The 23,868-nt window shown below is 64.9% G+C and carries 23 protein-coding genes, 1 tRNA gene and 1 pseudogene; 18 read left to right on the top strand and 7 right to left on the bottom strand.

What is annotated here, in order from left to right:
* Positions 1-33: 33 nt before the first annotated feature.
* Both NG696_RS15810 and NG696_RS15805 read right to left on the bottom strand, forming a co-directional pair.
* Positions 34-1,554 carry an MmgE/PrpD family protein gene (locus NG696_RS15810; RefSeq protein WP_252576110.1) on the bottom strand — a complete coding sequence of 507 codons (1,521 nt, stop codon included), beginning with the start codon at positions 1,552-1,554 and terminating at the stop codon, positions 34-36.
* Positions 1,547-2,207: pseudogene (locus NG696_RS15805) on the bottom strand (GntR family transcriptional regulator). Before NG696_RS15805 ends, NG696_RS15810 begins: the two are co-directional and overlap by 8 nt.
* Positions 2,208-2,396: 189 nt before the next feature.
* Between NG696_RS15805 and NG696_RS21200 the strand changes: the two are divergent.
* From NG696_RS21200 to NG696_RS15790, 3 genes are read left to right on the top strand one after another with little or no spacing between them, the layout of a single operon-like run.
* Positions 2,397-3,077, top strand: a complete 681-nt coding sequence (locus NG696_RS21200) for a dihydrofolate reductase family protein (protein ID WP_445260429.1) — start codon at positions 2,397-2,399, stop codon at positions 3,075-3,077.
* Positions 3,023-4,606, top strand: a complete 1,584-nt coding sequence (locus tag NG696_RS15795) for an NCS1 family nucleobase:cation symporter-1 (protein ID WP_252569384.1) — start codon at positions 3,023-3,025, stop codon at positions 4,604-4,606. Before NG696_RS21200 ends, NG696_RS15795 begins: the two co-directional genes overlap by 55 nt.
* Before the next feature lie 43 nt (positions 4,607-4,649).
* Entirely contained in the window at positions 4,650-5,747 is a 1,098-nt protein-coding gene (locus tag NG696_RS15790; RefSeq protein WP_252576108.1) for a pyridoxal-phosphate-dependent aminotransferase family protein, read from the top strand.
* Between the two features lie 32 nt (positions 5,748-5,779).
* On the opposite strand, the gene NG696_RS15785 is transcribed toward NG696_RS15790, so the two are convergent.
* Positions 5,780-6,493 (bottom strand): response regulator, encoded by a 714-nt coding sequence (locus tag NG696_RS15785; protein WP_252576107.1) that lies wholly within the window; start codon positions 6,491-6,493, stop codon positions 5,780-5,782.
* Positions 6,490-8,130 (bottom strand): sensor histidine kinase, encoded by a 1,641-nt coding sequence (locus tag NG696_RS15780; protein ID WP_252576106.1) that lies wholly within the window; start codon positions 8,128-8,130, stop codon positions 6,490-6,492. The genes NG696_RS15785 and NG696_RS15780 overlap by 4 nt, the downstream gene beginning before the upstream one ends.
* Positions 8,131-8,273: 143 nt before the next feature.
* On the opposite strand from NG696_RS15780, the gene NG696_RS15775 reads away from it, so the two are divergent.
* From NG696_RS15775 to NG696_RS15730, 10 genes are all read left to right on the top strand, one after another.
* Positions 8,274-9,614 (top strand): cation:dicarboxylate symporter family transporter, encoded by a 1,341-nt coding sequence (locus tag NG696_RS15775; RefSeq protein WP_252569376.1) that lies wholly within the window; start codon positions 8,274-8,276, stop codon positions 9,612-9,614.
* A 253-nt stretch (positions 9,615-9,867) separates the two neighbouring features.
* Positions 9,868-10,767 (top strand): ParA family protein, encoded by a 900-nt coding sequence (locus tag NG696_RS15770; protein ID WP_252576105.1) that lies wholly within the window; start codon positions 9,868-9,870, stop codon positions 10,765-10,767.
* Positions 10,768-10,774: 7 nt separating this feature from the next.
* Positions 10,775-11,587: a segregation and condensation protein A gene (locus NG696_RS15765; RefSeq protein ID WP_252576104.1), complete on the top strand. Its 813-nt coding sequence runs from the start codon at positions 10,775-10,777 to the stop codon at positions 11,585-11,587.
* Between the two features lie 35 nt (positions 11,588-11,622).
* Positions 11,623-12,246 (top strand): SMC-Scp complex subunit ScpB, encoded by a 624-nt coding sequence (gene scpB, locus NG696_RS15760; protein ID WP_252576122.1) that lies wholly within the window; start codon positions 11,623-11,625, stop codon positions 12,244-12,246.
* 110 nt (positions 12,247-12,356) lie between these two features.
* Complete coding sequence (locus tag NG696_RS15755) at positions 12,357-13,628, top strand: pseudouridine synthase (RefSeq protein ID WP_252576103.1); 1,272 nt, start codon at positions 12,357-12,359, stop codon at positions 13,626-13,628.
* A gap of 3 nt (positions 13,629-13,631) precedes the next feature.
* A complete protein-coding gene (locus NG696_RS15750; RefSeq protein ID WP_252576102.1) occupies positions 13,632-14,741 on the top strand; it encodes a prephenate dehydrogenase in 1,110 nt (369 codons plus the stop codon).
* Positions 14,741-15,454: a (d)CMP kinase gene (gene cmk / locus NG696_RS15745; protein WP_252569366.1), complete on the top strand. Its 714-nt coding sequence runs from the start codon at positions 14,741-14,743 to the stop codon at positions 15,452-15,454. The genes NG696_RS15750 and cmk overlap by 1 nt, the downstream gene beginning before the upstream one ends.
* A gap of 31 nt (positions 15,455-15,485) precedes the next feature.
* The gene (locus tag NG696_RS15740) at positions 15,486-16,166 is read left to right on the top strand and encodes a lysophospholipid acyltransferase family protein (protein WP_058932703.1); all 681 of its coding nucleotides are present in this window, start codon (positions 15,486-15,488) and stop codon (positions 16,164-16,166) included.
* Positions 16,167-16,176: 10 nt separating this feature from the next.
* Positions 16,177-17,727: a ribosome biogenesis GTPase Der gene (der, locus tag NG696_RS15735; protein WP_252569363.1), complete on the top strand. Its 1,551-nt coding sequence runs from the start codon at positions 16,177-16,179 to the stop codon at positions 17,725-17,727.
* Between the two features lie 147 nt (positions 17,728-17,874).
* A tRNA-Pro gene (locus tag NG696_RS15730) sits at positions 17,875-17,951 on the top strand.
* A 78-nt stretch (positions 17,952-18,029) separates the two neighbouring features.
* Here NG696_RS15730 and NG696_RS15725 read toward each other — a convergent pair.
* Together NG696_RS15725 and NG696_RS15720 are read right to left on the bottom strand one after the other, a co-directional pair.
* Positions 18,030-18,899, bottom strand: coding sequence for an Fpg/Nei family DNA glycosylase (locus tag NG696_RS15725; protein WP_252569360.1), 870 nt, complete (start codon positions 18,897-18,899; stop codon positions 18,030-18,032).
* A 3-nt stretch (positions 18,900-18,902) separates the two neighbouring features.
* Positions 18,903-19,520, bottom strand: coding sequence for a hypothetical protein (locus NG696_RS15720; RefSeq protein ID WP_252576101.1), 618 nt, complete (start codon positions 19,518-19,520; stop codon positions 18,903-18,905).
* Positions 19,521-19,638: 118 nt separating this feature from the next.
* On the opposite strand from NG696_RS15720, the gene gcvH reads away from it, so the two are divergent.
* The 5 genes from gcvH (at position 19,639) to NG696_RS15695 (ending at position 22,724) form a co-directional block, all read left to right on the top strand.
* The gene (gcvH, locus tag NG696_RS15715) at positions 19,639-20,025 is read left to right on the top strand and encodes a glycine cleavage system protein GcvH (RefSeq protein WP_056342321.1); all 387 of its coding nucleotides are present in this window, start codon (positions 19,639-19,641) and stop codon (positions 20,023-20,025) included.
* 145 nt (positions 20,026-20,170) lie between these two features.
* The gene (locus tag NG696_RS15710) at positions 20,171-20,647 is read left to right on the top strand and encodes an FHA domain-containing protein (protein WP_252569356.1); all 477 of its coding nucleotides are present in this window, start codon (positions 20,171-20,173) and stop codon (positions 20,645-20,647) included.
* A gap of 23 nt (positions 20,648-20,670) precedes the next feature.
* Entirely contained in the window at positions 20,671-21,387 is a 717-nt protein-coding gene (gene ftsR, locus NG696_RS15705) for a transcriptional regulator FtsR (protein WP_252569480.1), read from the top strand.
* Positions 21,387-21,890 (top strand): bifunctional nuclease family protein, encoded by a 504-nt coding sequence (locus NG696_RS15700; protein WP_056342311.1) that lies wholly within the window; start codon positions 21,387-21,389, stop codon positions 21,888-21,890. Before ftsR ends, NG696_RS15700 begins: the two co-directional genes overlap by 1 nt.
* Before the next feature lie 237 nt (positions 21,891-22,127).
* Complete coding sequence (locus tag NG696_RS15695) at positions 22,128-22,724, top strand: MerR family transcriptional regulator (RefSeq protein WP_252569354.1); 597 nt, start codon at positions 22,128-22,130, stop codon at positions 22,722-22,724.
* A gap of 105 nt (positions 22,725-22,829) precedes the next feature.
* Here the strand turns inward: NG696_RS15695 and NG696_RS15690 are convergent, their stop codons facing one another.
* On the bottom strand, positions 22,830-23,651 hold the full coding sequence (locus NG696_RS15690) for a ParA family protein (RefSeq protein ID WP_252569351.1): 822 nt from the start codon (positions 23,649-23,651) through the stop codon (positions 22,830-22,832).
* Positions 23,652-23,868: the final 217 nt, after the last annotated feature.

Raw genomic sequence — 23,868 nt, 5'->3', positions numbered from 1 at the left:
CTGATTCTCCTGTGCGGGGTGGGTAGGCAGAGCTTAGAAGAGGCCGGCTGGTGCGTTGCTGAGGTCGATGACGCCCGGGGCCGCGGTGATGTTCAGCTGGTCCAGTTCGCCGGCGCCGAGTTCCGGGAGGCTTTCGGCGGCCGCGAGGAAACGCTCGATTTCCTCCTCGGCGACCAGGCCGGCTGCCAGGCTGCGGAACTTGTTGATGTACTGCTGGCGGGCGAAGGGGCGGGCGCCGAGCGGGTGGGCGTCGGCCACGGCGATCTGGTCGGTGATGACCGTGCCGTCCTTCAGGGTGATCTCCACGGAACCGCCGAAGGCCTTCTCGGCGATGTCCAGGGAGTGGTAGCGGCGGGTCCATTCGGGGTCTTCGACGGTGCTGACCTTGTTCCACAGCTCCACCGTGTCGGCGCGGCCGGCACGCTCAGGACTGTAGGAGTCAACGTGGTGCCAGGAGCCGTCCTGGAGTGCCACGGTGAAGATATACGGGATGGAGTGGTCCAGGGTTTCCCGGCTGGCCGTGGGGCTGTACTTCTGGGGATCGTTGGCGCCCGAGCCGATGACGTAGTGCGTGTGGTGGCTGGTCTTGATCAGGACCGAGGTCACGTTGGCCGGGTCCGTTGCCTCGGGGTGCTCGGTGTGGAGCTTGCGGGCGAGGTCGATCCAGGCCTGCGCCTGGTATTCGGCGGAGTGTTCCTTGGTGTAGGTGTCCATGATGGCGCGCTTGGCTTCGCCGGCCTCGGGCAGGGGGACCTCGTAGGAGGCGTCCGGGCCGTCCAGCATCCAGGCGATCACGCCGTCTTCGCCTTCGTAGATCGGCACGGGGGAGGTCTGGCCGCGCATGGACCGGTCCACGGCTTCGACAGCCATCTTGCCTGCGAACGCCGGCGCGTGGGCCTTCCAGGTGGAGATTTCGCCCTTGCGGGACTGGCGGGTGGCGGTGGTGGTGTGCAGCGCCTGGCCGACGGACTGGAAGATCGTCTCGACGTCCAGGCCCAGGAGTGTGCCGATTCCGGCGGCCGCGGACGGGCCGAGGTGGGCCACGTGGTCGATCTTGTGTTTGTGCAGGCAGATCGCCTTGACCAGGTTGACCTGGATCTCATAGCCGGTGGCGATGCCGCGGATCAGGTCCTTGCCGCTGGCGCCGACGTGCTGGCCAACGGCGAGGATCGGCGGGATGTTGTCGCCCGGGTGGGAGTAGTCAGCCGCCAGGAACGTGTCGTGGTAGTCGAGCTCGCGGACGGCCACACCGTTGGCCCAGGCTGCCCACTCGGGGGAGACGCGGTCCGTGATGCCGAAGACGCCGGCGCCCTTGCCTCCGGTGGTCGGTGCGTGGGTCAGCGCCTGGGCGCGGGCAGCCACGATCGGGCCGCGGTTCAGGGAAGCGATGGCCACGGAGGCATTGTCGATGATGCGGTTGATGACCATCTCGGTGACCTCGGGCGTGACCTCGACGGGGTCGGCGGCGACGGTGGCGATCTTGTGTGCGAGCTGGTCTTCACGGGCGAGGTTCTCGTCGCTCTTGTAGACGCGGACGTGGTGTTCCTTAACCATGGTGCTCCTTCTTAGTGCTGTGGGTGGGTAGCTTTGACGTGGGAAAGACTGCGGTGCAGGTGGACAGTGGTGGCGGCTTCCGCCAGGCGCGGGTTGCCTGCGGCGATCGCTTCGGCGATGGCCGCGTGTTCGGCGGCGGCGGCGGTCAGGCGGGCGGCGTCGTCGGCGGCGAGCCTGCGGACCCGCACGAGGTGCACGCGGAGGCTGCGCATGGCCTGGGCCAGGTAGGAATTGGTGATGGCTGCGTCGATTGCCGCGTCGAGGCGTCCCACCAAATGGTAGTAGTCGTGACGGGCCGGGTCCGTGCCGTTGATCAGGGCGGGCGCTCCCAGCAGTTCGTCCTGGAGCTGCAGGAAAGTGGCGGGATCGCCCCGTTCGGCGGCCAGGGCAGCGGCCCGACCTTCGAGCGTTTCGCGGAGCTCGAAGAGTTCGTCGATGTCCTCCAGCGAGATATCGGTGACGACGACGCCGCGGCCGCCCGCCGCCGTCGTCAGCCCTTCCGCCGTGAGCCGGCTCAGCGCCTCCCGAAGGGGCGTGCGCGAGATGCCCAGCCGTTCGGACTGCTCCACCTCGGCAAGGACCGTTCCGGGGAGCAGCCGCCATTCAATAATGTCTTCGCGCAGCGTTGCGTAAGCTTTGTCGCTGGCCCGCATGGTCCCTCCCTTCAATCCGTTGCTTAGCATCAGTGTATACACGAATTGCCATTTAGCCCAGCAAATTAGCGAAAACCGACGCTATCACGTGCTTCGTGTATACAAATACCTTTGGTCCCTCGTCCAGCCCGGACCAGCGCTACGAGATGGGGCTCGTTGACCGCGCGCCAGCGGACTACAGTTGGCGCCATGCGAAAACTCATCGTCCAGCAGTGGGTTACCGTCGACAACATCGCCGCGGAAGAGGACGGCGGGCTTAGCTTCGTGTCTGGGGAGCCCTTTTCCGAGACCACCAACAAGGCGTTCAAGGCAAGCGTGAGGGGGTTCATCGACTCGGTCGACACGATGATTCTCGGCGCGAATACCTACGCCCAGTCCAAGGACTACTGGCCGTACGCCGAAGAGCAGGGCGAGTACGGCGAGAAGCTCAACAACCTCACCACGTTCGTTGCCTCGTCGACGCTGGATGACGCCCCCTGGGGCGACTTTCCCGCCGCGACCGTGACGCGCGACCCGGCCGCTACCATCCGGGAGCTCAAGGAGCAGAGCGGCAAGGACACCTGGCTGTTGGGGGAGCTTGAAGCTCATGCACTCCCTTCTGGACGCGGGCATCGTCGACGAAGTCCGGATGCTGGTCTGCCCGGCGTCACGCGGCAAGGGAACGCGCATCTTCGAGGATCGGCAGGACCTGTTGCTGGTCGAGGCCACCGGGTTCGAAAACGGCGTGGTACTTCTGCGCTACGAGATCAAGAAATAAGCGGAAAGTCCGATTTTTTTGCCGGCAATGCCGTTTCCGTCCTACGGAGGTCTGCATCATGTCCCACCAAAACGATCCCGGCGCGCATGACGAGCACGGGCATCCGCATCTGATTGACCCTGAGCCGTGGGGCACCGGTGACCCCGCGGTCGAGGAAATCGTGAGGGGGGAGCCAGCCACTCGGGTCCAGGTGCCCGCGGGCGTGAGCCCCCGGCTCTACAACGAGGACCTGGCGCCCACCACGCGCAAGGGGCGCACATGGCACGCCTACAGCATCTTCACGCTCTGGGCGAACGACGTGCACTCGCTGGGCAATTACGTGTTTGCCATCGGACTGTTCGCCCTGGGATTGGGCGCCTGGCAGATCATGCTCGCCTTCCTACTCGGCGCGGTCCTGCTGTTCCTTCTCCTGAACCTTTCGGGGTTCATGGGCGAGCGTACCGGCGTACCGTTCCCGGTCATGAGCAGGATCGCGTTCGGCATCCGGGGCTCCAATATCCCCGCCATCATCCGCGGCGCCGTGGCCGTGGCCTGGTTCGGCATCCAGACCTATCTGGCCTCGGTGGTGCTCCGGGTGCTGATCTTAGCCCTCGCACCGTCCCTGGCACCGCTCGACTCAGACTCATTCCTCGGGCTCTCGACCCTGGGCTGGATCTCGTTCGTTGGGCTGTGGGCGATGCAGACGGTGATCGTGAGCTTCGGCATGGAGATGATCCGCAAGTACGAGGCCTTCGCAGGCCCCATCATCCTGGTCACCATGCTCACGCTGGCCGTCTGGATGTTGGTGGAAGCCGGCGGGACCATCGCCTGGTCCACCGTCGACTCGCTGACGGGCCCCGTGATGTGGGTGCGGATTTTCCAGTCGGCCGCGCTATGGGTGGTCGTTTACGGGACGTTCGTACTGAACTTCTGCGACTTCACGCGGGGCGCGCCCTCCAGACGGTCGGTGGTGCGGGGCAACTTCTTCGGCATCCCCATCAACATGCTCTTCTTCGCCGCCATCGTCGTTGTTCTCGCCGGCGCCCAGTACAAGATCGACGGCACGGTCATCGAGTCGCCCACCGACGTCGTCAACGCCATCCCGAACACGCTCCTGCTGGTGCTGGCCTGCTTGGCCCTGATCATCCTGACGGTGGCCGTGAACCTCATGGCCAACTTCGTGGCGCCCATATATACGCTGGCCCACCTTTTCCCGCGGACGCTGAACTTCCGCCGCGCAGCCATTATCTCCGCGGTGATCGGCCTGGTGATCCTGCCGTGGAACCTGTACAACTCGCCCGTGGTCATCGTCTACTTCCTCGGCGGGCTGGGCGCCCTCCTGGGACCACTGTTCGGCGTCATCATGGCCGACTACTGGCTGGTCCGTAAGGGCAGGGTCAACATTCCGGATTTGTACTCGGATTCTCCCGACGGGGAGTATGCCTACACCCGTGGCGTCAACCGGAAGGCTGTCATCGCGGGCACACCGGCTGCGATCGTCGCGCTGGTGCTTGCTCTCGTCCCTGCGTTCACGTATATCTCCGGCTTCTCCTGGTTCGTCGGCGCGATCCTGGCCGCCGTCACCTACCTGCTGATCATGGATCGCCGTACGCCGTTCCACGCCGTCGACGGCGAGGATATCGCCGTCGCACCGAAGCACTGACCGGCCCGACAGGGGCAAAGAGTCCCCCAACGGAGGAGTTCCAATGCCACAGGCTTTGACCTCGCGGTTCCTGTTCGGTCCGGGACCGAGCAACTGCTACCCGGAAGTGACCGCCGCGTTGGCGCATCCGGTGATTGGGCACTTGGATCCGGTCTTCATTGAACGGCTCGACAACACCTGCGAAGGCCTCCGCACGGTCTGGGGGACTCAGAATGCCCGCACACTGCCATTGAGCGTCACCGGTTCCGGCGGCATGGAAGCGGCTTTTGTGAACACCGTGGACGACGGCGATGTGGCAGTGATCGCCGTCAACGGCCTCTTCGGTGAGCGTATGTGTGAGGTGGCCCGCCGCTGCGGCGCGACCGTGGTTCGTGTAGACCACGAATGGGGCGCGCCCATCGACGTCGAACGCGTTCTGACGGCCCACCCGCGACCGAAGGTGATTGCGGCGGTCCACGCCGAAACGTCGACCGGTGTGCTGTCCGACGTCGCATCGCTCGGGCAGAACAAGGGCGATGCGCTGTTCATTGTCGACGCCGTGACGTCCATCGGCGGGCTGGAACTCCTTGCAGACGACTGGGGAATCGACGTCGGCTATGCCGGCACTCAGAAATGCCTCGGCGTGCCGCCAGGGCTATCGCCCTTCACCACGTCGGGTAGGGCCTTCGAGCGAAGGATCGAGAATCCCCGCTCCTGGTACCTGGACGTTGGTCTGCTGGGCGGTTACGTCGGGGCCGCCAGCGGCAGCGGTCGAACCTACCATCACACGCCGCCAGTCACCATGATCGCCGGTCTCGAGGCGGGCTTGCAACGAATCCTGGCCGAAGGACTGGACGCGGTCCAGGCGCGCCACCGCGCGGCAGGGGCCGCGTTGCAGGCGGGGCTCCAGGAGATGGGACTTGAGCTGTTCGCGGCCGAGGGCCACCGGCTGCCCAGCCTTACCACTGTCAAGGTCCCAGACGGTATCGACTCCGCGGCCGTACGCCGCCATCTTCTGGAGCACTTCAGCATCGAGATTGGCTCAGGGGCGGGCAAGTACGCTTCCAGCATCTGGCGGATCGGAATGATGGGACCCAACGCAAGCGCCGCGTCAGTGACCCTGGCGCTGGGGGCTCTCAAGGAAGCCATCGCCTCTGCCTAGCCAAGGATTCTCGGGGAAACACTGCTGTAGTATCAGGGCCGCTTCCAGCCGTATTCATTCTCCGGCCGGCCGGGCGTGCCGTAGCGGGGTGCCCGGGAGGCGATGCCGGCGTCGGCGAGGTATTCGAGGTAGCGGCGGGCCGTCACGCGGGACATTCCCAGCGCCGCCATGACCTCTGTGGCCGAAACGGATCCCGAATGCTGTTTCAGGTAGTGCCGGACCGAGTCCAGTGTGGAGACGGAAAGGCCTTTCGGGAGGGGCATTTCCGACGGCGCCCGGAGGCTTGCGAAGGCCTGGTCAACTTCGCTCTGGGATGCGCCGGACCTCCCGGCTCCGGACCCGGGGGAGGCCAGTTGCTGCCGGAACAGCCGGTAGCTGGAGAGCTTGTCCTCGAACGTGGCAAAGGTGAAGGGCTTGATCAGGTACTGGACCACGCCGATGGCCACGGCGCTCCGGACAATCGCCACTTCCCGGACCGCGGTGATGGCAATAATGTCCGCCAGGATTCCTGACGCACGCATCCGGCGGGCGATGTCCAGGCCATGCAGGTCCGGAAGGTTCATGTCGAGCAGGACCAGTTCCGCCGGCTCGCCGGCAGCCGCGAGTTCCCCCAGCAGCCTGAGCGCTGACTGGCCGTCAGGGGCCGTCCCGGCCAGCATGAATCCTGCCATCCTGCCGACGTAGGCTGCGTGCGCGGCCGACGCCACCGGCTCGTCTTCCACCACGAGGACGCGGATATCGCTCACTGGAACTGCTCCTCTTTGTCGGTTCCGGCGGACATGGCCGGCAGGAAGACCTGGAAGCGTGCGCCGTCCGTGCCTGTGATGGTCATCGTACCGTCCAGGCGCTGCACGGCCTGGCGGACGAGGGCCAGGCCAATGCCGCGTCCGAACGGGCCGGACGCCTTGGTGCTGAAGCCGTGCCGGAAAATATCCTCCACCGCTGCAGGGTCCACGCCCGGTCCGGAATCCTCCACCGTGATGTCCAGCCCCTCGGCGTCGGACTCCACGGTCAGTTCCACAGTTCTGGGAGCCGCTCCATCTGCGGCGGCGTCGATCGCGTTGTCCAGGAGGTTTCCCAGGATGGTGACAAGGTCCTGGACGGCCAGGCCCGCAACGGATGCGGAGCCCTCCGTGGACAGCGTCAGCTTCACTCCGCGCTCATTCGCTTCCGCAGCTTTGCCCATGATCAGGGCGCTCAGGACAGGCTCGTCCACGGAACTCACCATCTCGTCGGTCAGCTGCTGGCTCAGTTCGAGATCCTTGGTGGCGAATTCCAGGGCCTCCCGGGTCCGCCCCAGCTCCAGCAGGGAAACCATGGTGTGCAGCCGGTTGGCGTGCTCGTGGGTCTGGGCGCGGAGAGCGTCGGACAGCGTCCGCATTGTTTCCAGTTCACTGCCCAACGACTCGATTTCCGTCCGGTCGCGGATCGTGGCCACGGTGCCGAACACCGCCGGCCGGCGGAGGCCGGGGGAGTCGGGACCCACGGCCGGGCCCTGGTTCACCACCACAATCCGCGGACCCGTGAGATGAATTTCATCGTGGGCGGTGCGGCCGGATTCAAAGAGTTCCTTCAGGCTGAGGGCCAGCGGGAGGTCCGTCAGGAGGGGCGGCCGGGACGGATCACCGTCCGAATCGCGGGGCTCCAGGCCCAGCAGCTCAGCGGCCTGATCGTTGTACATCACCACCCTGCCCTTGGTGTCGATCAGGATCAGCCCCTCACGCACGGAATGCAGGACCGATTCGTAATACGCGAACAGCTGAGCCAGCTGCTCGGGCCCCCACCCCCTGGTCACCCGGCGCAGGTAGCGGCCCAACAGCCAGGACGCCAAGGATCCGCCCACGAGCAGGGCCAGGCCGAGGGCCAGCAGTGCGGGCAGCCGGCCGGAAAGCGCCACGTCCACCGTCCGGACCGTGACGCCGGCCGCAACCAGCGCCTTGACGTTCCCTGCCGCGTCCTTGACCGGAACAACCGTCCGCACCGACGGTCCCAGCGTTCCCGCCGTGACCTCGGTGAACACCTCGCCACGCAGCGACGCCTCGATGGAGCCGATGTACGGCTTGCCTATTTCCTCGCTGCGCGGATGCGTCCACCGGGTCCTGTCCGGCGCCATGATGGTGATGAAATCCGCTCCAGATCCGGCCATGACATCCAGCGCGTAAGGCTGCAGCAGCGCCGTCGGATCTGTTTCGTCCGCGGCCTGGAGGACCAGGGGGTTGGCGGCAACCGCGGCAGCCACCCCGGCCATGCGCCGCCCGGCCTCGTCATAGGCGCGGTCCCGGGCATCAATAAACGTCGCGGATCCGACGATCGCCGTTAAGGCCAGGACAATCAACAGATTCGCCACAAACAGCCTGCGGGCGATACTCCAGCGGTGGATCATCAGTACCTCCCATGACCAATATGAACGCAAGGGTGAGCCAAGTCACGGTGTACCTAATGATGGATATCACACCACACCGACGCAACGAGCCCAGAGTGTGCGCCGCAGCGTCTACCAGATTACCCATGAAGGAGACACATATCATGACCTCTCAACGAGGAGAGTCAGCAGCGCCTGCAAAGGCCGCCCGCAAGGGGCTGGACAAATCCCATTACCTTTACATCGCCGTCATTGTCGCCGTGATCGCGGGCGCCGTCGTCGGCCTCCTGTTTCCCGAGGTCGGCAAATCGCTGAAACCGCTCGGCGACGGCTTCATCAAGCTCATCAAGATGATGATCGCGCCGATCATCTTCTGCACCATCGTCCTGGGCATTGGCTCCATAGCCAAGGCAGCCACCGTAGGCAAGGTGGGCGGCCTGGCCTTGGGCTACTTTATGGTTATGTCCACGTTCGCGCTGGGCATCGGCCTTGTGGTAGGCAACCTGATCCACCCGGGTGAAGGTTTGAAGCTGGCGGCGTACGACCCCAGTAAGAAGGCAGAAGTAGACAGCACCGTTGCCTTCCTCCTGGGCATCATTCCGGGCGACATTCCCGTTCTGCCAACACTCTTCGCTGCCATCCTCGTAGGCTTCGCCCTCCAGAAGATGGGTGCGCAGGGCGCTCCTGTCCTGAAGGCCATCGGCCACGGCCAGGTAGTGGTGTTCAGGATCCTGATCATGATCATGTGGCTTGCTCCGGTGGGCGCCTTCGGTGCCATCGCCGCCGTCGTCGGTGCCACTGGTGTCGCGGCAATCGTGAGCATGGCCACCCTCATGGTGGCCTTCTACATCACCTGCGCCCTCTTCATAGTCGTGATCCTCGGCGGTCTGCTCCAGGTGGTGACCGGCGTGAACATCTTCAAGCTGATGAAGTACCTGGCCCGCGAATACCTCCTGATCTTCTCCACCTCCTCCTCCGAGGCCGCACTGCCCCGTCTGATCGCCAAGATGGAGCACCTGGGCGTGTCCAAGCCGGTCGTCGGCGTCACCGTGCCCACCGGTTACTCCTTCAACCTCGACGGCACGGCCATCTACCTGACCATGGCATCGCTGTTCGTGGCCAACGCCATGGGAACCCCTCTGGATCTCGGCGCCCAGGTATCCCTGCTCATCTTCATGATCATCGCCTCGAAGGGTGCAGCCGGTGTCACAGGTGCAGGCCTCGCCACACTGGCCGCTGGCCTCCAGGCACACAAGCCCGAACTCCTCGGCGGCGTAGGCATGATCGTCGGGATCGACCGCTTCATGTCCGAAGCCCGCGCATTGACCAACTTCACGGGCAACGCTGTGGCCACGCTCCTGATCGGGACCTGGGTCAAGGAGATCGACGGCGAGCAGGTCCAGCGCGTCCTGTCCGGCGAAGAGCCCTTCGACGAGCAGACCATGATCGCCGGCCACCACGAGGTACACGAAACCCCGGCGCAGCCAGTTCCGGCAAACGCCTAGTCCATAGAGGACAAGTCCTTAAGGGACAAGCGCCAGGCGCGGAAAACCGCCCGCACAGACAACCTGTGCGGGCGGTTTTGCGTCGGGACTGGTCAACCTTCGACCTCAGGTAAAAGGTCAAGGCTCAAACACCATCAAAAGTCAAGTTCCACAGAATGCCGTGTCGGTCGTTGTAGCCTTGGGTGGAAACAAGCATGGGCGCTGGTCAGTCAGCGGCAGAACAATCACCGTCATCGAAAGTGTGGAGAGATACGTGAGCAGCGAACAGGGTTCGGCAACTCTGGAAGGCACGGAACTCGATCTGGAAGACGCCGTGATGGGTCCCACAGGGCGCCCTTACCGCGAATTTCCGGAACCCGCACCGCTGTCGTCCCACGGTCCCGCGCGCGTGATTGCCATGGTCAACCAAAAGGGCGGCGTTGGCAAGACCACGTCCACCATCAACCTGGCAGCCGCCCTTGCTGAATACGGCCGCAGGGTGCTGCTGGTTGACTTCGACCCGCAGGGCGCACTGTCCGCGGGCCTCGGCATCAACCCCCACGAACTGGACCTGACGGTCTACAACGTCCTCATGGACCGCAAGGTGGACATCCGCGACGCCATCCACCAGACCGGCGTCGAAAACGTAGACCTGCTGCCGGCAAACATCGACCTCTCCGCCGCAGAAGTGCAGCTGGTCAATGAAGTAGCCCGTGAGCAAGTCCTGGACCGGGCGCTGAAAAAAGTCGAAGACGATTACGACGTCGTCCTGATTGACTGCCAGCCCTCACTGGGCCTGCTGACGGTCAACGCCCTGACCGCCGCCCACGGCGTGATCATCCCGCTGATCTGCGAATTTTTCGCCCTCCGTGCGGTAGCCCTCCTGGTGGAAACCATCGACAAGGTCCAGGACCGGCTGAACCCCGGCCTGCAGGTTGATGGTGTCCTGGCCACTATGTACGACGCCCGTACGCTCCACAGCCGCGAAGTCATCACCCGCCTGGTGGAAGCCTTCGGTGACAAAGTCTTCGAGACCGTCATCAAACGCTCCATCAAGTTCGCGGACGCCACCGTCGCGGCAGAGCCGATCACCAGCTACGCTGGCAGCCACATCGGCGCCGATGCCTACCGCCGCCTGGCCAAAGAGCTGATTTCGCGCGGCGGCGCACCCTAAATAAGCCGTGGTCGAGTCCAAACCCGGCTTTGAGGTGCGGCTGGCCAACTTCACCGGCCCGTTCGACCTCCTTCTGGGCCTGATCGCCAAGCACCAGCTGGACATTACCGAGGTGGCCATTGCCACCGTCACTGATGAGTTCATCAAGTACATCAGGAAGCTCCAGAAGCTCGGCGAGGAATGGGCGCTGGATGAAGCCAGCGAATTCCTGGTCATCGCCGCCACCCTCCTGGACCTCAAGGCGGCGAGGCTCCTGCCCGCCGGCGAAGTCGAGGACGACGAAGACATCGCCCTGCTGGAAGCGCGGGACCTCCTTTTTGCGAGGCTCCTCCAGTACAAGGCGTTCAAGCAGGTGGCAGCCCTGATGGCTGGAACCCTGGAACAGGAAGCCAGCCGGTTTCCGCGCCAGGTTGCCTTGGAGGAGCATTTTGCCGCCATGCTTCCGGAACTCGTGTGGAAGCACACACCGGACCAGTTCGCCCGCCTGGCCGAGTCTGCCCTGAAGCCCAAAACGCCAAGGCCCACGGAAGTGGGCCTTGCCCACCTGCACGGCAGTGCCGTCAGCGTGAAGGAACAGGCCGAGATCCTGGGGCTCCGGCTCCAGTTGGGGAAGCCCCTGACTTTCCGCGCGTTGATCGCCGACGCCGATTCCACGCTGGTGGTGGTGGCCAGGTTCCTGGCCTTGCTGGAGATGTTCCGGGACAGGGCAGTCTCCTTCGACCAGGTGTCGCCGCTGGGCGATCTCACCGTGCACTGGACGGTGGACGGCCGGGACTGGTCAACAAAAAACCTAAGCGAAGAATACGAGGAACTGTCGTGAGCCAAGAACTTCCCGAGACTGGGGCGGAGCCAGGCATGGACGTCCGGGACCTGCCCGGCGGTGCGAAGGCTGCACTCGAGGCGGTCCTGATGGTCCTGGACCAACCGGCCAGCGCTACTGAGCTGGCCGCCGGGCTTAACCTGACCGTCGCCGTCGTCGAGCAGTTACTCGCGGAACTGAAGCGGGAGTATAGCGGCTATACTGTTAAAGCCCCGGACATGGACCGTGCCAGCGATGCTGGTTTCAGCGCCAGCCCCCGGGGTTTTGAATTGCGGAACATCGCCGGTGGCTGGCGGATCTACTCCCGCGCAGACTTCGCCGAGATCGTCGGACGGTTTGTGCTTGAGGGTCAGACGGCCAGGCTCACACAGGCGGCTTTGGAAACACTGGCTGTCATCGCGTACCGCCAGCCTGTCTCCAGGGCCAGGGTGTCTGCAATTCGAGGAGTCAATGTCGATTCTGTCGTACGGACATTGACCCAGCGCGGGCTGATCGAAGATTCGGGACACGATCCTGAGTCGGGTGCCATCCTCTACCGGACCACGTCGTATTTCCTGGAACGGATGGGAATCGGCTCCGCAGCGGAACTGCCTCAGCTCTCACCCCATCTTCCGGGGCTTGAGGGCATCGCGGAGTTCTACGACGCCGACAGAATGTAGGCGGGAAATCCCGCGTGCGCACACGAATATTCATAAGGGCAGATAATTTCTGCATGGCTGGCTAGGGTTGTTCTTGGACAACCAGCGGGCCAAATAACGAAGGACGGGTCATGACACAGGCGGGACGCCAGGGTTCACCACGTAACAGTTCGGGACGTAACAGTTCAGAACGCAATGCCGGACAGGGCGGCGCCAGCCGTAATTCGGCGCAGGGCGGCGCCAGCCGTAACCCTGCACAGGGCAGCAGCGGCCGCCCCAGCGCGGCGGGCGGCGGATTCCGCGCCGGCGCAGGCAAGCGCAACGCCGGATTCGGCGGCGGCGACCGGCCGTACAAGGCCCCGAGGCCTCGCGAGGAGCCATTTGTGGATCCCGGCGACGTCCCGGCGTCGCCACCGGCCGGCCGCGGTGCCTCCGACTGGAAGCCGGCCGCCAGCCCCTCGGCGCGCAAGCCTGCTGCCCGCAAGCCGGGCGCCAATAAGGCTCCCGGCACCCCGGGCGCACTCAAGCCCAAGCCGCGCACCGGCAGGCCCGGGGCGGCGGCGTCACGCGCCTTCGGCAGCGAACGGTTTGGCCAGAACCTTGGCCCTGTGCGGAAGCCTGCCCGCAAGCGTGGACCCCGCGGTGACGTTCCGCAGTCGGAAATGCACGACGCCGACGGCACGCGCCTGCAGAAGGTCATGGCCCAGGCCGGCGTGGCTTCGCGCCGCGTCTGCGAAGAGATGATCGCCGAAGGCCGGGTAGAGGTCGACGGCCAGGTTGTCACCGAGCTTGGTGTCCGCGTGGACCCCAAGACGGCAGTCATCCACGTTGATGGCCTGCGCATCCAGCTGGATGAAAACCTCGTGTACATGGTCTTCAACAAGCCCAAGGGCGTGGTGTCCACCATGGAGGACCCCGACGGCCGCCCCTGCATCAGCGATTTCGTGCGGAAGACCCACCAGGGCGAACGCCTGTTCCACGTAGGCCGGCTGGACGTCGCCACCGAAGGTCTGCTGCTGCTGACGAACGACGGCGAACTCGCCAACCGGCTGACACACCCGTCCTACGAGGTCCCGAAGACCTACCTGGTCCAGGTCCGCGGCCCGTTCCCGCAGGGAGTCGGCGCCCAGCTCCGGGAAGGTGTGGAACTCGAGGATGGCTTTGCCTCCGTTGACTCCTTCAAGCTGGTGGACTCCACTCCGGGCCACGTGCTGATCGAAGTGATCCTGCACTCGGGCAAGAACCGGATTGTCCGTCGCCTGTTCGACGCCGTTGGGTTCCCGGTCCTGCGCCTGGTGCGCGTCAAGGTCGGTCCCATTGGCCTGGGCGACCAGCGCCAGGGCAGCATCCGCAACCTTGGCAAGCAGGAAGTCGGCCACCTGCTGGCATCCGTAGGACTCTGAGGCATGTCCGCATTTCGCTCCCGCGGGCGGGGACACCTCAATGGGCCGGTCGTGGTGATTGGCACCGGCCTGCTCGGTGCCAGCATCGGGCTGGGCCTGCGTGGGCGCGGCGTGCCCGTGTTCCTGTCTGACCCGTCGCCGACCAACCAGGCGGTGGCCGTCGACATCGGTGCCGGCCAGCCCCTGGACCAGCTCGGGGACGAGGCGCCGGAGCTTGTGGTGGTGGCAGCACCGCCGGACGTGACTGCCGACGTCGTGGCCCGTGCGCTTGCCGACTACCCGGATTCCGGGGTGGTTGACATCGCCAGCGTCAAAGCCGCCATCCTGGCGGAGTTGGGCGGCCGCGGCGCGGACCTCACCCGCTATGTGGGCACCCACCCGATGGCAGGGCGCGAAAAGTCCGGGCCGGTTGCGGCCCGCGGCGAGCTCTTCACGTCCATGCCGTGGGTGGTTTGTCCGGGCCCGGAGTCATCCGCGGCTGCCGTGCAGACTGCGCGCTCCCTGGCATCGGACCTGGGAGCTGTGGTCTCCCAGTTCACTGCCGACGAACACGACGAAGCCGTGGCCTTGGTATCGCACCTGCCCCAGATCATGTCCTCCCTGCTGGCCAGCCGGCTGCAGGGGACGCCGCTTCACGCGCTGTCCCTCGCCGGCAACGGGCTGCGGGACGTCACGCGGATCGCCGCCAGCGATCCCACGCTGTGGGTCCAGATCCTGGGCGGCAACGCGGGGAAGGTCGTGGAGATCCTTTACGGAGTCCGCGAGGACCTGAACCGGCTCATCGGCACGCTCGAGGAACCGCTTGCGCCGGGCGCCAGGCTTGACCTGGCCCAGCTGATCAGCGAAGGCAATGCCGGGCAGGCCCGTATTCCGGGCAAGCATGGTGGCCCGCCGCAGGCCTACTCCTGGCTGACGGTCCTCGTGGATGACCGGCCGGGACAGATCGCGCAGCTCCTCACCGAAATCGGTGAGATCGGCGTGAACGTGGAGGACCTTCGGCTGGACCATTCATCGGGCCAGAACGTGGGCATGGTGGAACTGTCGGTGCTGCCGAACAAGCATGACCATCTGATCGAAGCACTCAACGACCGCGGATGGCGGGTATTGCAGTAATGACACAAGAACTTCTTGACACTCTTCCGGCCTTGCGCGTCGGCAGGCCCCTGGTGGTTGCCATCGACGGGCCGTCAGGCTCCGGCAAGTCCAGCGTGAGCAAGGAAGTGGCCCGCCGGCTGCACCTTGCTTACCTGGACACCGGTGCCATGTACCGGGCCCTGACCTGGTTCTGCGTCACCAGCGGAATTGACCTCAGCGACGCCGCCGCCGTAGAGCAGGCTTCCCGGGATCTGGTCCTGGAACTGAGCACCACGCCGCGGGAGGAATACGTCCGCGTGAACGGCGCCGACGTCACGGACGCCATTCGTGAACCGGCAATTTCTTCGGCGGTCAGTGCGGTGGCCACCACCCTTGGTGCCCGGACCGAACTGATCCGCCGGCAGCGTGAGCTCATTGAAAAGCACCACCGCCGCATCGTGGTGGAGGGCCGGGACATCACTACTGTCGTGGCCCCGGGTGCGGAAGTCCGCATGCTGCTGACTGCCAGTGAGGAGGCCCGGCTTCGCCGCCGCGGCATCCAGCTGGGCGGCACGCAGAATGCGGAGCAGCTCGCCGCCCAGGTCACCCAGCGCGACGCCAAGGATTCCACGGTGGTGAACTTCACCCAGGCTGCCGACGGTGTTGTCACCCTGGATTCTTCCGATCTGGACTTCGCCGAGACCGTGGACGCGGCGCTCGTGATCGTCACGAAGGTGCTTAACCGTGACTGACCGCGGCGTGCGGCTTCCCTCCGGCCTGACCATGACCTGGAGCCGGCCCGTCGGCTGGCTCCTGGACCACGTGGTGTACCGGACATCCGTCACTGGCCGGGACAATGTGCCTACAGGCGGGCCGGTGATTTTTGCCGGCAACCACATCAGTTTCCTGGACGGGCCGGTGATGTTCGGCGCGTCGCCGCGTCCCATGCACATCCTGGTCAAGAAGGAGATGTTCAAGGGCTTGCTGGGTCGGGTCCTTCGGGCTTCCGGCCAGCTGCCGGTGGATCGCTCCGGGGACCGTGCTGCGCTGCTTTTGGGCAAGAACATGCTCGACGCCGGCCGCTGCATCGGGATTCTTCCGGAAGGTACGCGGGGGAGCGGCCAGGCAACAGACATCAACAACGGGGTGGCCTGGCTGGCGCTGAACTCGGGAGCCCCCGTGGTTCCCGTGGCGATCCTCGGCACCCGGACGGGCAACGAACACCTCGACACGGTACCCAGGCCGGGGCGGCGGTTCCACGTCAGCTTCGGCAACGCACTGACCCTCAGCCGCAACCCCGGCGAAACGGGCCGTGCTTCAATGGACAGGGCGGGAATGGAAATCCGCGCTGCGCTTGCTGGGCACGTCCAGGAGACCATCCAACACAGTGGGCAGCCTTTGCCCCACGCGGATTTCCGCACGAACTTCACAGCAGTAGCCGGGACGCCGGCAGATGACCACTAAGGAAAGTGCAATGAGCGATACGACTCAAACCTCCGGCCACTTCGGCGCCGGCGAAGACGAATACACGCCCACCGGCACGGACCAGGTGGCCGAGCGGCTGGCCGCCATGGACGACGACGAAGCGGAGATGCGTGCCGCATCGCTCCGCGCCGGCCTGGCCGACTACGAACTCGACGAGGAAGACGCCGCCCTTCTGAGCGGGGACTACGAGGACGAGGACTTTGACGGTCCGGTCAAGCTCGATCCCGTGCTTGCCATCATCGGCCGTCCCAACGTGGGTAAATCCACCCTTGTGAACCGCATCCTGGGCCGCCGCGAAGCCGTGGTCGAGGATACTCCCGGCGTGACGCGGGACCGGGTCATGTACTCGGCACATTGGAACGGGCGCAACTTCACCGTGGTGGACACCGGCGGCTGGGAGCACGATGCCCGCGGCATCCACGCCCGGGTGGCAGAACAGGCCGAAATGGCCGTGGAACTGGCTGACGCCGTGCTCTTCGTCGTCGACTCCGCGGTGGGCGCCACCGCAACGGACGAAGGCGTCATGAAGATGCTCCGCCGCAGCAAGAAGCCGGTCATCATGGTGGCCAACAAGGTGGACGACTTCGCCCAGGAGGCGGACTCCGCCAGCCTGTGGGGCCTCGGCTTCGGTGAACCCTACCCCGTCTCCGCCCTGCACGGGCGCGGCGTGGCCGACCTCCTGGACCACGTGATGGACACACTGCCGGAGTTCTCCACGATTGAGGGCCTGGAACGTTCGGGCGGCCCGCGCCGCATCGCACTGATCGGCCGCCCGAACGTGGGCAAGTCCTCGCTGCTGAACAAGCTGGCAGGGTCCGAACGTGTCGTAGTGGACAACACCGCCGGCACCACGCGTGATCCGGTGGATGAGTTCATTGAACTCGGCGACCGCACCTGGCGCTTTGTGGACACGGCAGGCATCCGCCGCCGTCAGCACATGGCGCAGGGTGCCGACTACTACGCCTCCCTCCGGACGCAGGCCGCGCTCGAAAAGGCGGAGGTCGCCGTCGTTCTTCTCGCGGTGGATGAGGTCCTCAGCGAGCAGGACGTCCGCATCCTGCAGCTGGCCATCGAGTCCGGCCGCGCGCTGGTGCTGGCCTTCAACAAGTGGGACCTGCTCGACGACGAACGCCGCACCTACCTGGAGCGCGAAATCGAGCAGGACCTGGCCCACGTGGCCTGGGCGCCCCGGGTCAACATTTCCGCGCTGACCGGCTGGCACAAGGACCGCCTGGTTCCCGCCCTGGACCTGGCGCTGGAGAACTGGGACAGGCGCATCCCCACCGGCAAGCTCAATGCCTTCCTCGGTGAGCTTGTGGCGGCGCACCCGCACCCGGTCCGCGGCGGAAAGCAGCCGCGCATCCTGTACGGCACGCAGGCGTCCAGCCGGCCGCCGAAGTTTGTGCTGTTCACCACCGGATTCCTGGACCCGGGCTACCGCCGCTTCATCACCCGCAGGCTCCGCGAAACGTTCGGTTTTGAGGGCACGCCCATCGAGGTCAACATGCGCGTCCGTGAAAAGCGCGGCAAGAAGCGTTAATTAGGACACGCGGGGGGTGTGCAGGCGGCAAAGTGTCACTTGCACCCTCCGGGATCGTGTAAGCTTTTCAAGGTGGTTCGGCCGGACTGCTGAGTTGAAATCCTGGCTAACATCAGGAGTAAACGCAGCGGAGAACGGCGGAACTAACGGGCTGTAGCGCAGCTTGGTAGCGCACTTGACTGGGGGTCAAGGGGTCGCAGGTTCAAATCCTGTCAGCCCGACCAAAACAGAAGCGTCCCGGAGAATTTTCTCCGGGACGCTTCTGTTTTGTGCCGTCCTTTTCGGATGTTTAGCGGCCTGGCCTATTTCAGGAACTTCGATGTCCTGCGGTCCGCCAGGATCTTTCCCTTGGTCTGGCACGTGGGACAGTACTGCAAGGAAGTATCCGCGAAGGACACCTCCCGGACTGTGTCACCACACACCGGGCAAGCCTCGCCGGTGCGGGCATGGACCCGCATGTGGCTGCGTTTGACGTCCTTGAGCTCGCTTGGTGGCTTGCCCTCGGCTTCGGCCAGGGCTGTTCCGAGCACGCTGTGGATGGCGTCGTACAGCACCTGCACCATGCCGCGGTCCAAGGACTTGGCGGTGGCAAAGGGGGAGATCCTCGCAGCATGCAGGATCTCGTCGCTGTAGGCGTTCCCTATCCCCGCGATCACGCTCTGGCTCCGTAGGACGCCCTTGATCTGCTGGGAAGTGGAGCCGAGAATATCCGCCAGCATGTCGGCGTCGAACGCTGCGCTGAACGGGTCCGGCCCGAGCGCCGCGATGCCCGGCACGTCGTGGGGGTCGCGCACCACGTACACGGCAAGGCTCTTTTTGGTCCCCGCCTCGGTGAGATCCATGCCATGGGCACCGTCCGGCCCGGTGAACGCCAGCCGCATGGCGATGTGGCCCTTTCCCATCCGGAGCTGGGTGTCTGTGGGGGCGTCCGTGAAGCGGACCCAGCCCGCCCGGGCGAGGTGGAAGACAAACGACGGCCCGTCGGTGTCAATGCTGACAAACTTTCCGAACCGCCGCACGCCGGCGACGGTGCAGTTCTCCAGCGCTGTGAACGGCGGATCCGCTGTCTTCAGAACGGCAAAAGAAACGATCTGGACCTTCCGCACCACCGCTCCGCGCAGGTGCTCGTCCAGGAAACCGGCCAGGCCTGCAACCTCGGGAAGCTCCGGCATGGTTTACCTGCGGTCAGCCTGGCTGTCGGTTGCGGACTGCGCCTCAGGGGCAGGTGAGCTGGCGGCGGAGTCCTTGGCTGCCTTCGCAGCCAGGGAACGCTCGGCATCTGCCTTCTTGAGCACCTTCATCTTCTTCCCGCGCTGCCGCCAGACCCTCCATAGGATCACGCCAACCACAAAGATGACGGCGGCTGCGATGGCTGAGATCTGTGTCCACAGCGGGAACCAGGTTGCCTCGGTGCCAAGGATCCGCTGTCCGTTGTGGGCGGCCTGCGAGCTGCCGAACATGATCCCGGCGGTCAGCAGATTAGGGGACGCGAGAGCCACAGCGGCGAGGACGATGGTCAGCTTCCAGGGCCAGTTCACGGATTTGCGCGTCGCCTGCCAGGCCACCAGGAGGGGGACGAACGTGAAAACGAACCCGTAAAACATCCCCACCAGGATGCCCGCCCCAAGATTGCCCTCGACCTGGTTGCGGATAACATTCGCCCACCAGACCGGGAGGATGGCCGCAAAGGCAAAGTAAGCGATAGCGAGGACCACCAACGCCACCACAACGAGGATGATCCGCGCAGCCCAGTTCGCCTTTTTCGCGGGCGATTCCTCTGAGTGTGTTCTCATGCGTCTCATCATGTCAGAATCCTCCTCGAACGCCCGTGGAGTTGTGCCTATACTTTCAGCGGCGGCTTCTTTTCCAGGCCCCGTTGACATTGGTGATTGACCCGATGAAAGGCCCCTGATGAGCAACATTCCCGAAGACCTGTCCTACACCGCCGAGCACGAGTGGGTATCCGCACCGAGCGCCGACGGCGTGGTCCGGGTGGGCATCACCGACTTCGCGCAGGACGCACTCGGAGATGTTGTCTATGCCCAGATGCCGGAAGCCGGCACCAAAGTCACCGCGAACGAAGTCGTGGGCGAGGTCGAATCCACCAAGAGCGTCAGCGATATCTATGCTCCGGTCAGCGGCGAAGTCGTGGCACGCAACGAATCCCTCGATACCGATTCGGCCTTGATCAACTCCGATCCGTACGGCGACGGCTGGCTGATCGAGATCCGGCTAGCAGAAGCGGACGCTGTGGAATCCTTGCTCAGTGCATCCGAGTACGAACAGCAGGTAGGCTGAAGCTAACGGGTTCATCCGGTCCGGCCAACGGGCGTCTTCGCACGTCAGTGGCCGGATCGGAGCCCGGCATCGGATCCGCGAGGCGGATCCGTCAGGGCAAAAGTTGATTGCAGGCGTGAGAGCTGCAGCGAAAGAGGAGGAATCCATGGTTGGCCACGAACAGGACCCTGCCGAAGGCGAGTACGGCACAGGTGCGGCCCGGGCTTCGGAGACCACCTCGATCCATCTCACCCCCGTCTCCGACGAGCCCACCATCGCCCCCATGCTGTCCACGGACGAGCGTTCATCCGTGGAGGCGCTGCCGGCCGGTTCCGCGCTCCTGGTGGCCCACAGCGGCCCGAACGCGGGTGCCCGCTTCCTGCTTGACACGGACACCACCACGGCCGGCCGTCATCCTGACGCCGACATCTTCCTGGATGACGTCACCGTCTCGCGGCGCCACGTCGAGTTCCGCCGCACGGCGCGGAGCTTTGAAGTGGTGGATACCGGCAGCCTCAACGGCACTTACGTCAACCACGACCGCGTGGACAGTGTTGAGCTAAAGTCCGGGAACGAAGTCCAGATCGGCAAGTTCCGACTCACCTTCTACCTGAGCCCTGCCCGCGCAGCAGGCCGCGCCTGATCTCGGGACACTTGCCCGTGGCAATGGCACAACCGGAACGCCGGGGGCCCCAAGTTCTGAACATCGGGGAAGTCCTCGCGCAACTTAGCGGCGACTTTCCGGGTATGACCGCGTCGAAAATCAGGTTCCTCGAGGAAAAGGGACTGATTAATCCGCGCCGCACTCCGGCCGGATACCGGCAGTACTCGGACAGTGACGTCGAACGTCTCCGTTTTGTGCTGGCGCTGCAGCGGGACCAGTACCTTCCACTGAAAGTCATCAAGGACTACCTTGATGCGATCGACAGGGGAGAGCGGCCCGAGAACCTGCCGCCCGGCGTCGTGGTTTCGCCGAGGATCGTTTCGGATGAATTGGCCGTAGAGCTTCAGAACCGCGGCCGGAAATTCAGCGAGGAACAGCTGCGGGCCGAGTCCGGCGCCAGCGTTCCGTTACTCCAATCGCTGCTGAGCTTCGGGCTGATCAGCCACAGCAACGGCAAGTTCGACGAGCACGCCCTCCAGGTGGCCCGTGCCTGCGTGCAACTGGAGAGCCACGGCCTTGAGCCGCGCCACCTGCGGCCGTTCCAGGCCGCCGCGGAACGTGAATTCGGACTCGTGGAGCGCGCAGTTGCGCCGCTCGCGTCCCGGCGCGATTCCGCGTCACAGGCGCGGGCTGCGGAAGCGGCCCGCGAAATCAGCGACCTCTGCCTGGTCCTGCACCGGGCACTGGTCCAGGACCGTATCTCACGTATGGACATCTGATGATCGAAGTGGAGATCGTAGGCGTTCGCATCGAACTGCCGTCCAACCAGCCGCTCGTGCTGCTGCGCGAGATCCACGGCGAACGTCACGTGCCCATCTGGATCGGGACTCCAGAGGCAAGTGCCATCGCCCTGGCCCAGCAAGGGGTAGTGCCTCCGCGCCCGATGACCCACGACCTCCTGGTGGACGTGGTGGAGTCCCTGGGCCATTCGGTTGTCAGCGTCAACATTGTGGCCGTTGAGGACAACATCTTTTATGGCCAGCTCCAGTTCGAGAACGGCACCACCGTCAGCTCGCGGGCATCGGACGCCCTCGCGATCGCATTGCGGGCCAAATGCCGCATCTGGTGTGCCGACTCGGTAATGGATGAAGCCGGAGTCCGTATTACCGAGCATGACGAGGGGGAGGACACTGACCCGGGCCCCACCGTGGACGAGGAGCGCGAACTGCGGCGCTTCCGTGAGTTCCTGGACGATGTGGAGCCCGAAGACTTCGACGGCTGAGGTCACGTTAAGGTTAAAGTTGAGCCTGAATGTTCCGACACGCCTGTGCCAAGCGGCCTAGATCTTTGACCTTGGGGCGCAGCGGGCCTAACGTCGAAGGTACAAGCTCCCATTGCTTACAGCAGCCGCGCAAGTCACACTGTAAAAGTACGACCCCCGCGAAATTACATGCATGGACTTCATGCGTGCACCGGCTGATGCAGTGGTCCCCGGGAGCTTATGACAAGGAGGATCCAGGTGAGTCCCAAAGGCGAAGCAGGCGGGCTGAAACAGCCCACAACGGCTGGTGTGGCTGTGCCCGCGAGCGGTGCCCAGGGCCTCCTGTTTACCGAAGACCTTCCCGTCCTGGATGAGGACGCCGGCTACCGCGGCCCCACGGCCTGCAAGGCGGCCGGCATCACGTATCGCCAACTGGACTACTGGGCACGCACCGGGCTGGTTGAGCCCGCAGTCCGCGGCGCCGCAGGCTCCGGCTCGCAGCGACTCTACGGCTTCCGGGACATTCTCGTCCTCAAGGTAGTCAAGCGGCTTCTGGACACCGGTGTTTCCCTTCAGCAGATCCGCACGGCAGTGGAACACCTGCGCGAACGCGGCGTGGAGGATCTGGCACAGATCACGCTCATGAGCGACGGCGCGAGCGTTTACGAATGCACCTCCGCAGACGAGGTCATCGATCTTGTCCAGGGTGGCCAAGGCGTTTTCGGCATCGCCGTGGGCCGGGTCTGGCGCGAAGTCGAGGGCAGCCTGGCTTCCCTGCCGAGCGAACACGCTGCCGAACAGTCCTTTCCCGACGACGAACTGAGCAAGCGGCGCACTGCCCGCAAGATCGGCTGACAACGGGCTGACACAACACCAACAAGAAGAGGCCATCCCCGGCGGGGTGGCCTCTTCTTTTTGTCCGCGGAACCCTTTGGCTGCAGCGGGGCTGCAGCCAAAGGGTTAACGCTGGGTTCGGTTTCGCAGGCCGTTTCCGGTCGCCAGGAGGTTGACAAGGAGGGCGTCGAACAATGCAGCGGATGTCTTCGCGGATTCGCCGGGCCAGTGGTGCACCGGGTGCGCCGCGCCCTGGATCTGTTGCCAGTTCGCCTGTTCAGGGATGCGCGGGCTCAGCAGCAGGTCACCGAACATCGATTCCATTTCCGCGAGCCGGTACGTGTGTTCGGAGGAGCCCGTGCGCACGCGGTTGGCCACGATGCCTGCGGGGGAAAGGTTCGGCGCGAATTCCTGCTTGAACAGCTGGATGGCCCGCATAGTCCGTTCCGTTCCTGCCACCGAGAAAAGTCCCGGCTCGGCCACGAGCGCCACCTTGTCACTCGCGGACCAGGCCATCCGGGTCAGCCCGTTCAGCGACGGCGGGCAGTCAATGAGGACCAGCTCGTAGCGGTCGGCGCCAGCCAGGACTGCGGAAAGTCTGCGAAGGTCCCGGCGGCCAAGGTCGGGGCGGTCGTAGATGCCGGTGTACGCCGAACCCACGGCGACGTCCAGGACGGCCGGTCCGGATCCGTTGGGATGCGCCCGTGCCGTCCAGGAGCTTCCCGCGACATTGTCTGCTAGCTTGGCCCGGCGGGGGCTCTTGAGCATCCTGCCGATGTCCAGCTGGTCGCCGGCCTGGACGCCCAAAGCAGTGGTCGCGTCCGCATGGGGATCGAGGTCCACCACCAGTGTGGGGATGCCCGCGGCAAGCGCCGCAGACGCCAATCCTGTGGTGACGGACGTCTTGCCGACTCCGCCCTTGAGGCTGCTGATGCTGACTACTTGCACTTGTGAGACCAAAACCTAACGCCGGCTGCCGTGTTGGGGGTAATGTTTGCTCCGGCACTGCCGAAGCCAGCGGCTCGAGCCGCCTTACTCATCATATGTGGCTGCGCCGGTGAATCCCGTCTTATGGGGACGCGGCATGGCACGGCGATGGTATGGGTGGCTGGTTCTGCCAGCCTCCGTCGATGCACGCGGGACATGACGGAAGCTTCTGTGACTG

Origin of the sequence: Pseudarthrobacter cellobiosi (genome assembly GCF_023913755.1) — a bacterium.
GTDB classification, from domain to species: Bacteria; Actinomycetota; Actinomycetes; order Actinomycetales; family Micrococcaceae; genus Arthrobacter; species Arthrobacter cellobiosi.
The sequence above is the reverse complement of the archived record's forward strand: the minus strand, read 5'-3'. Positions and strand labels throughout refer to the sequence as shown.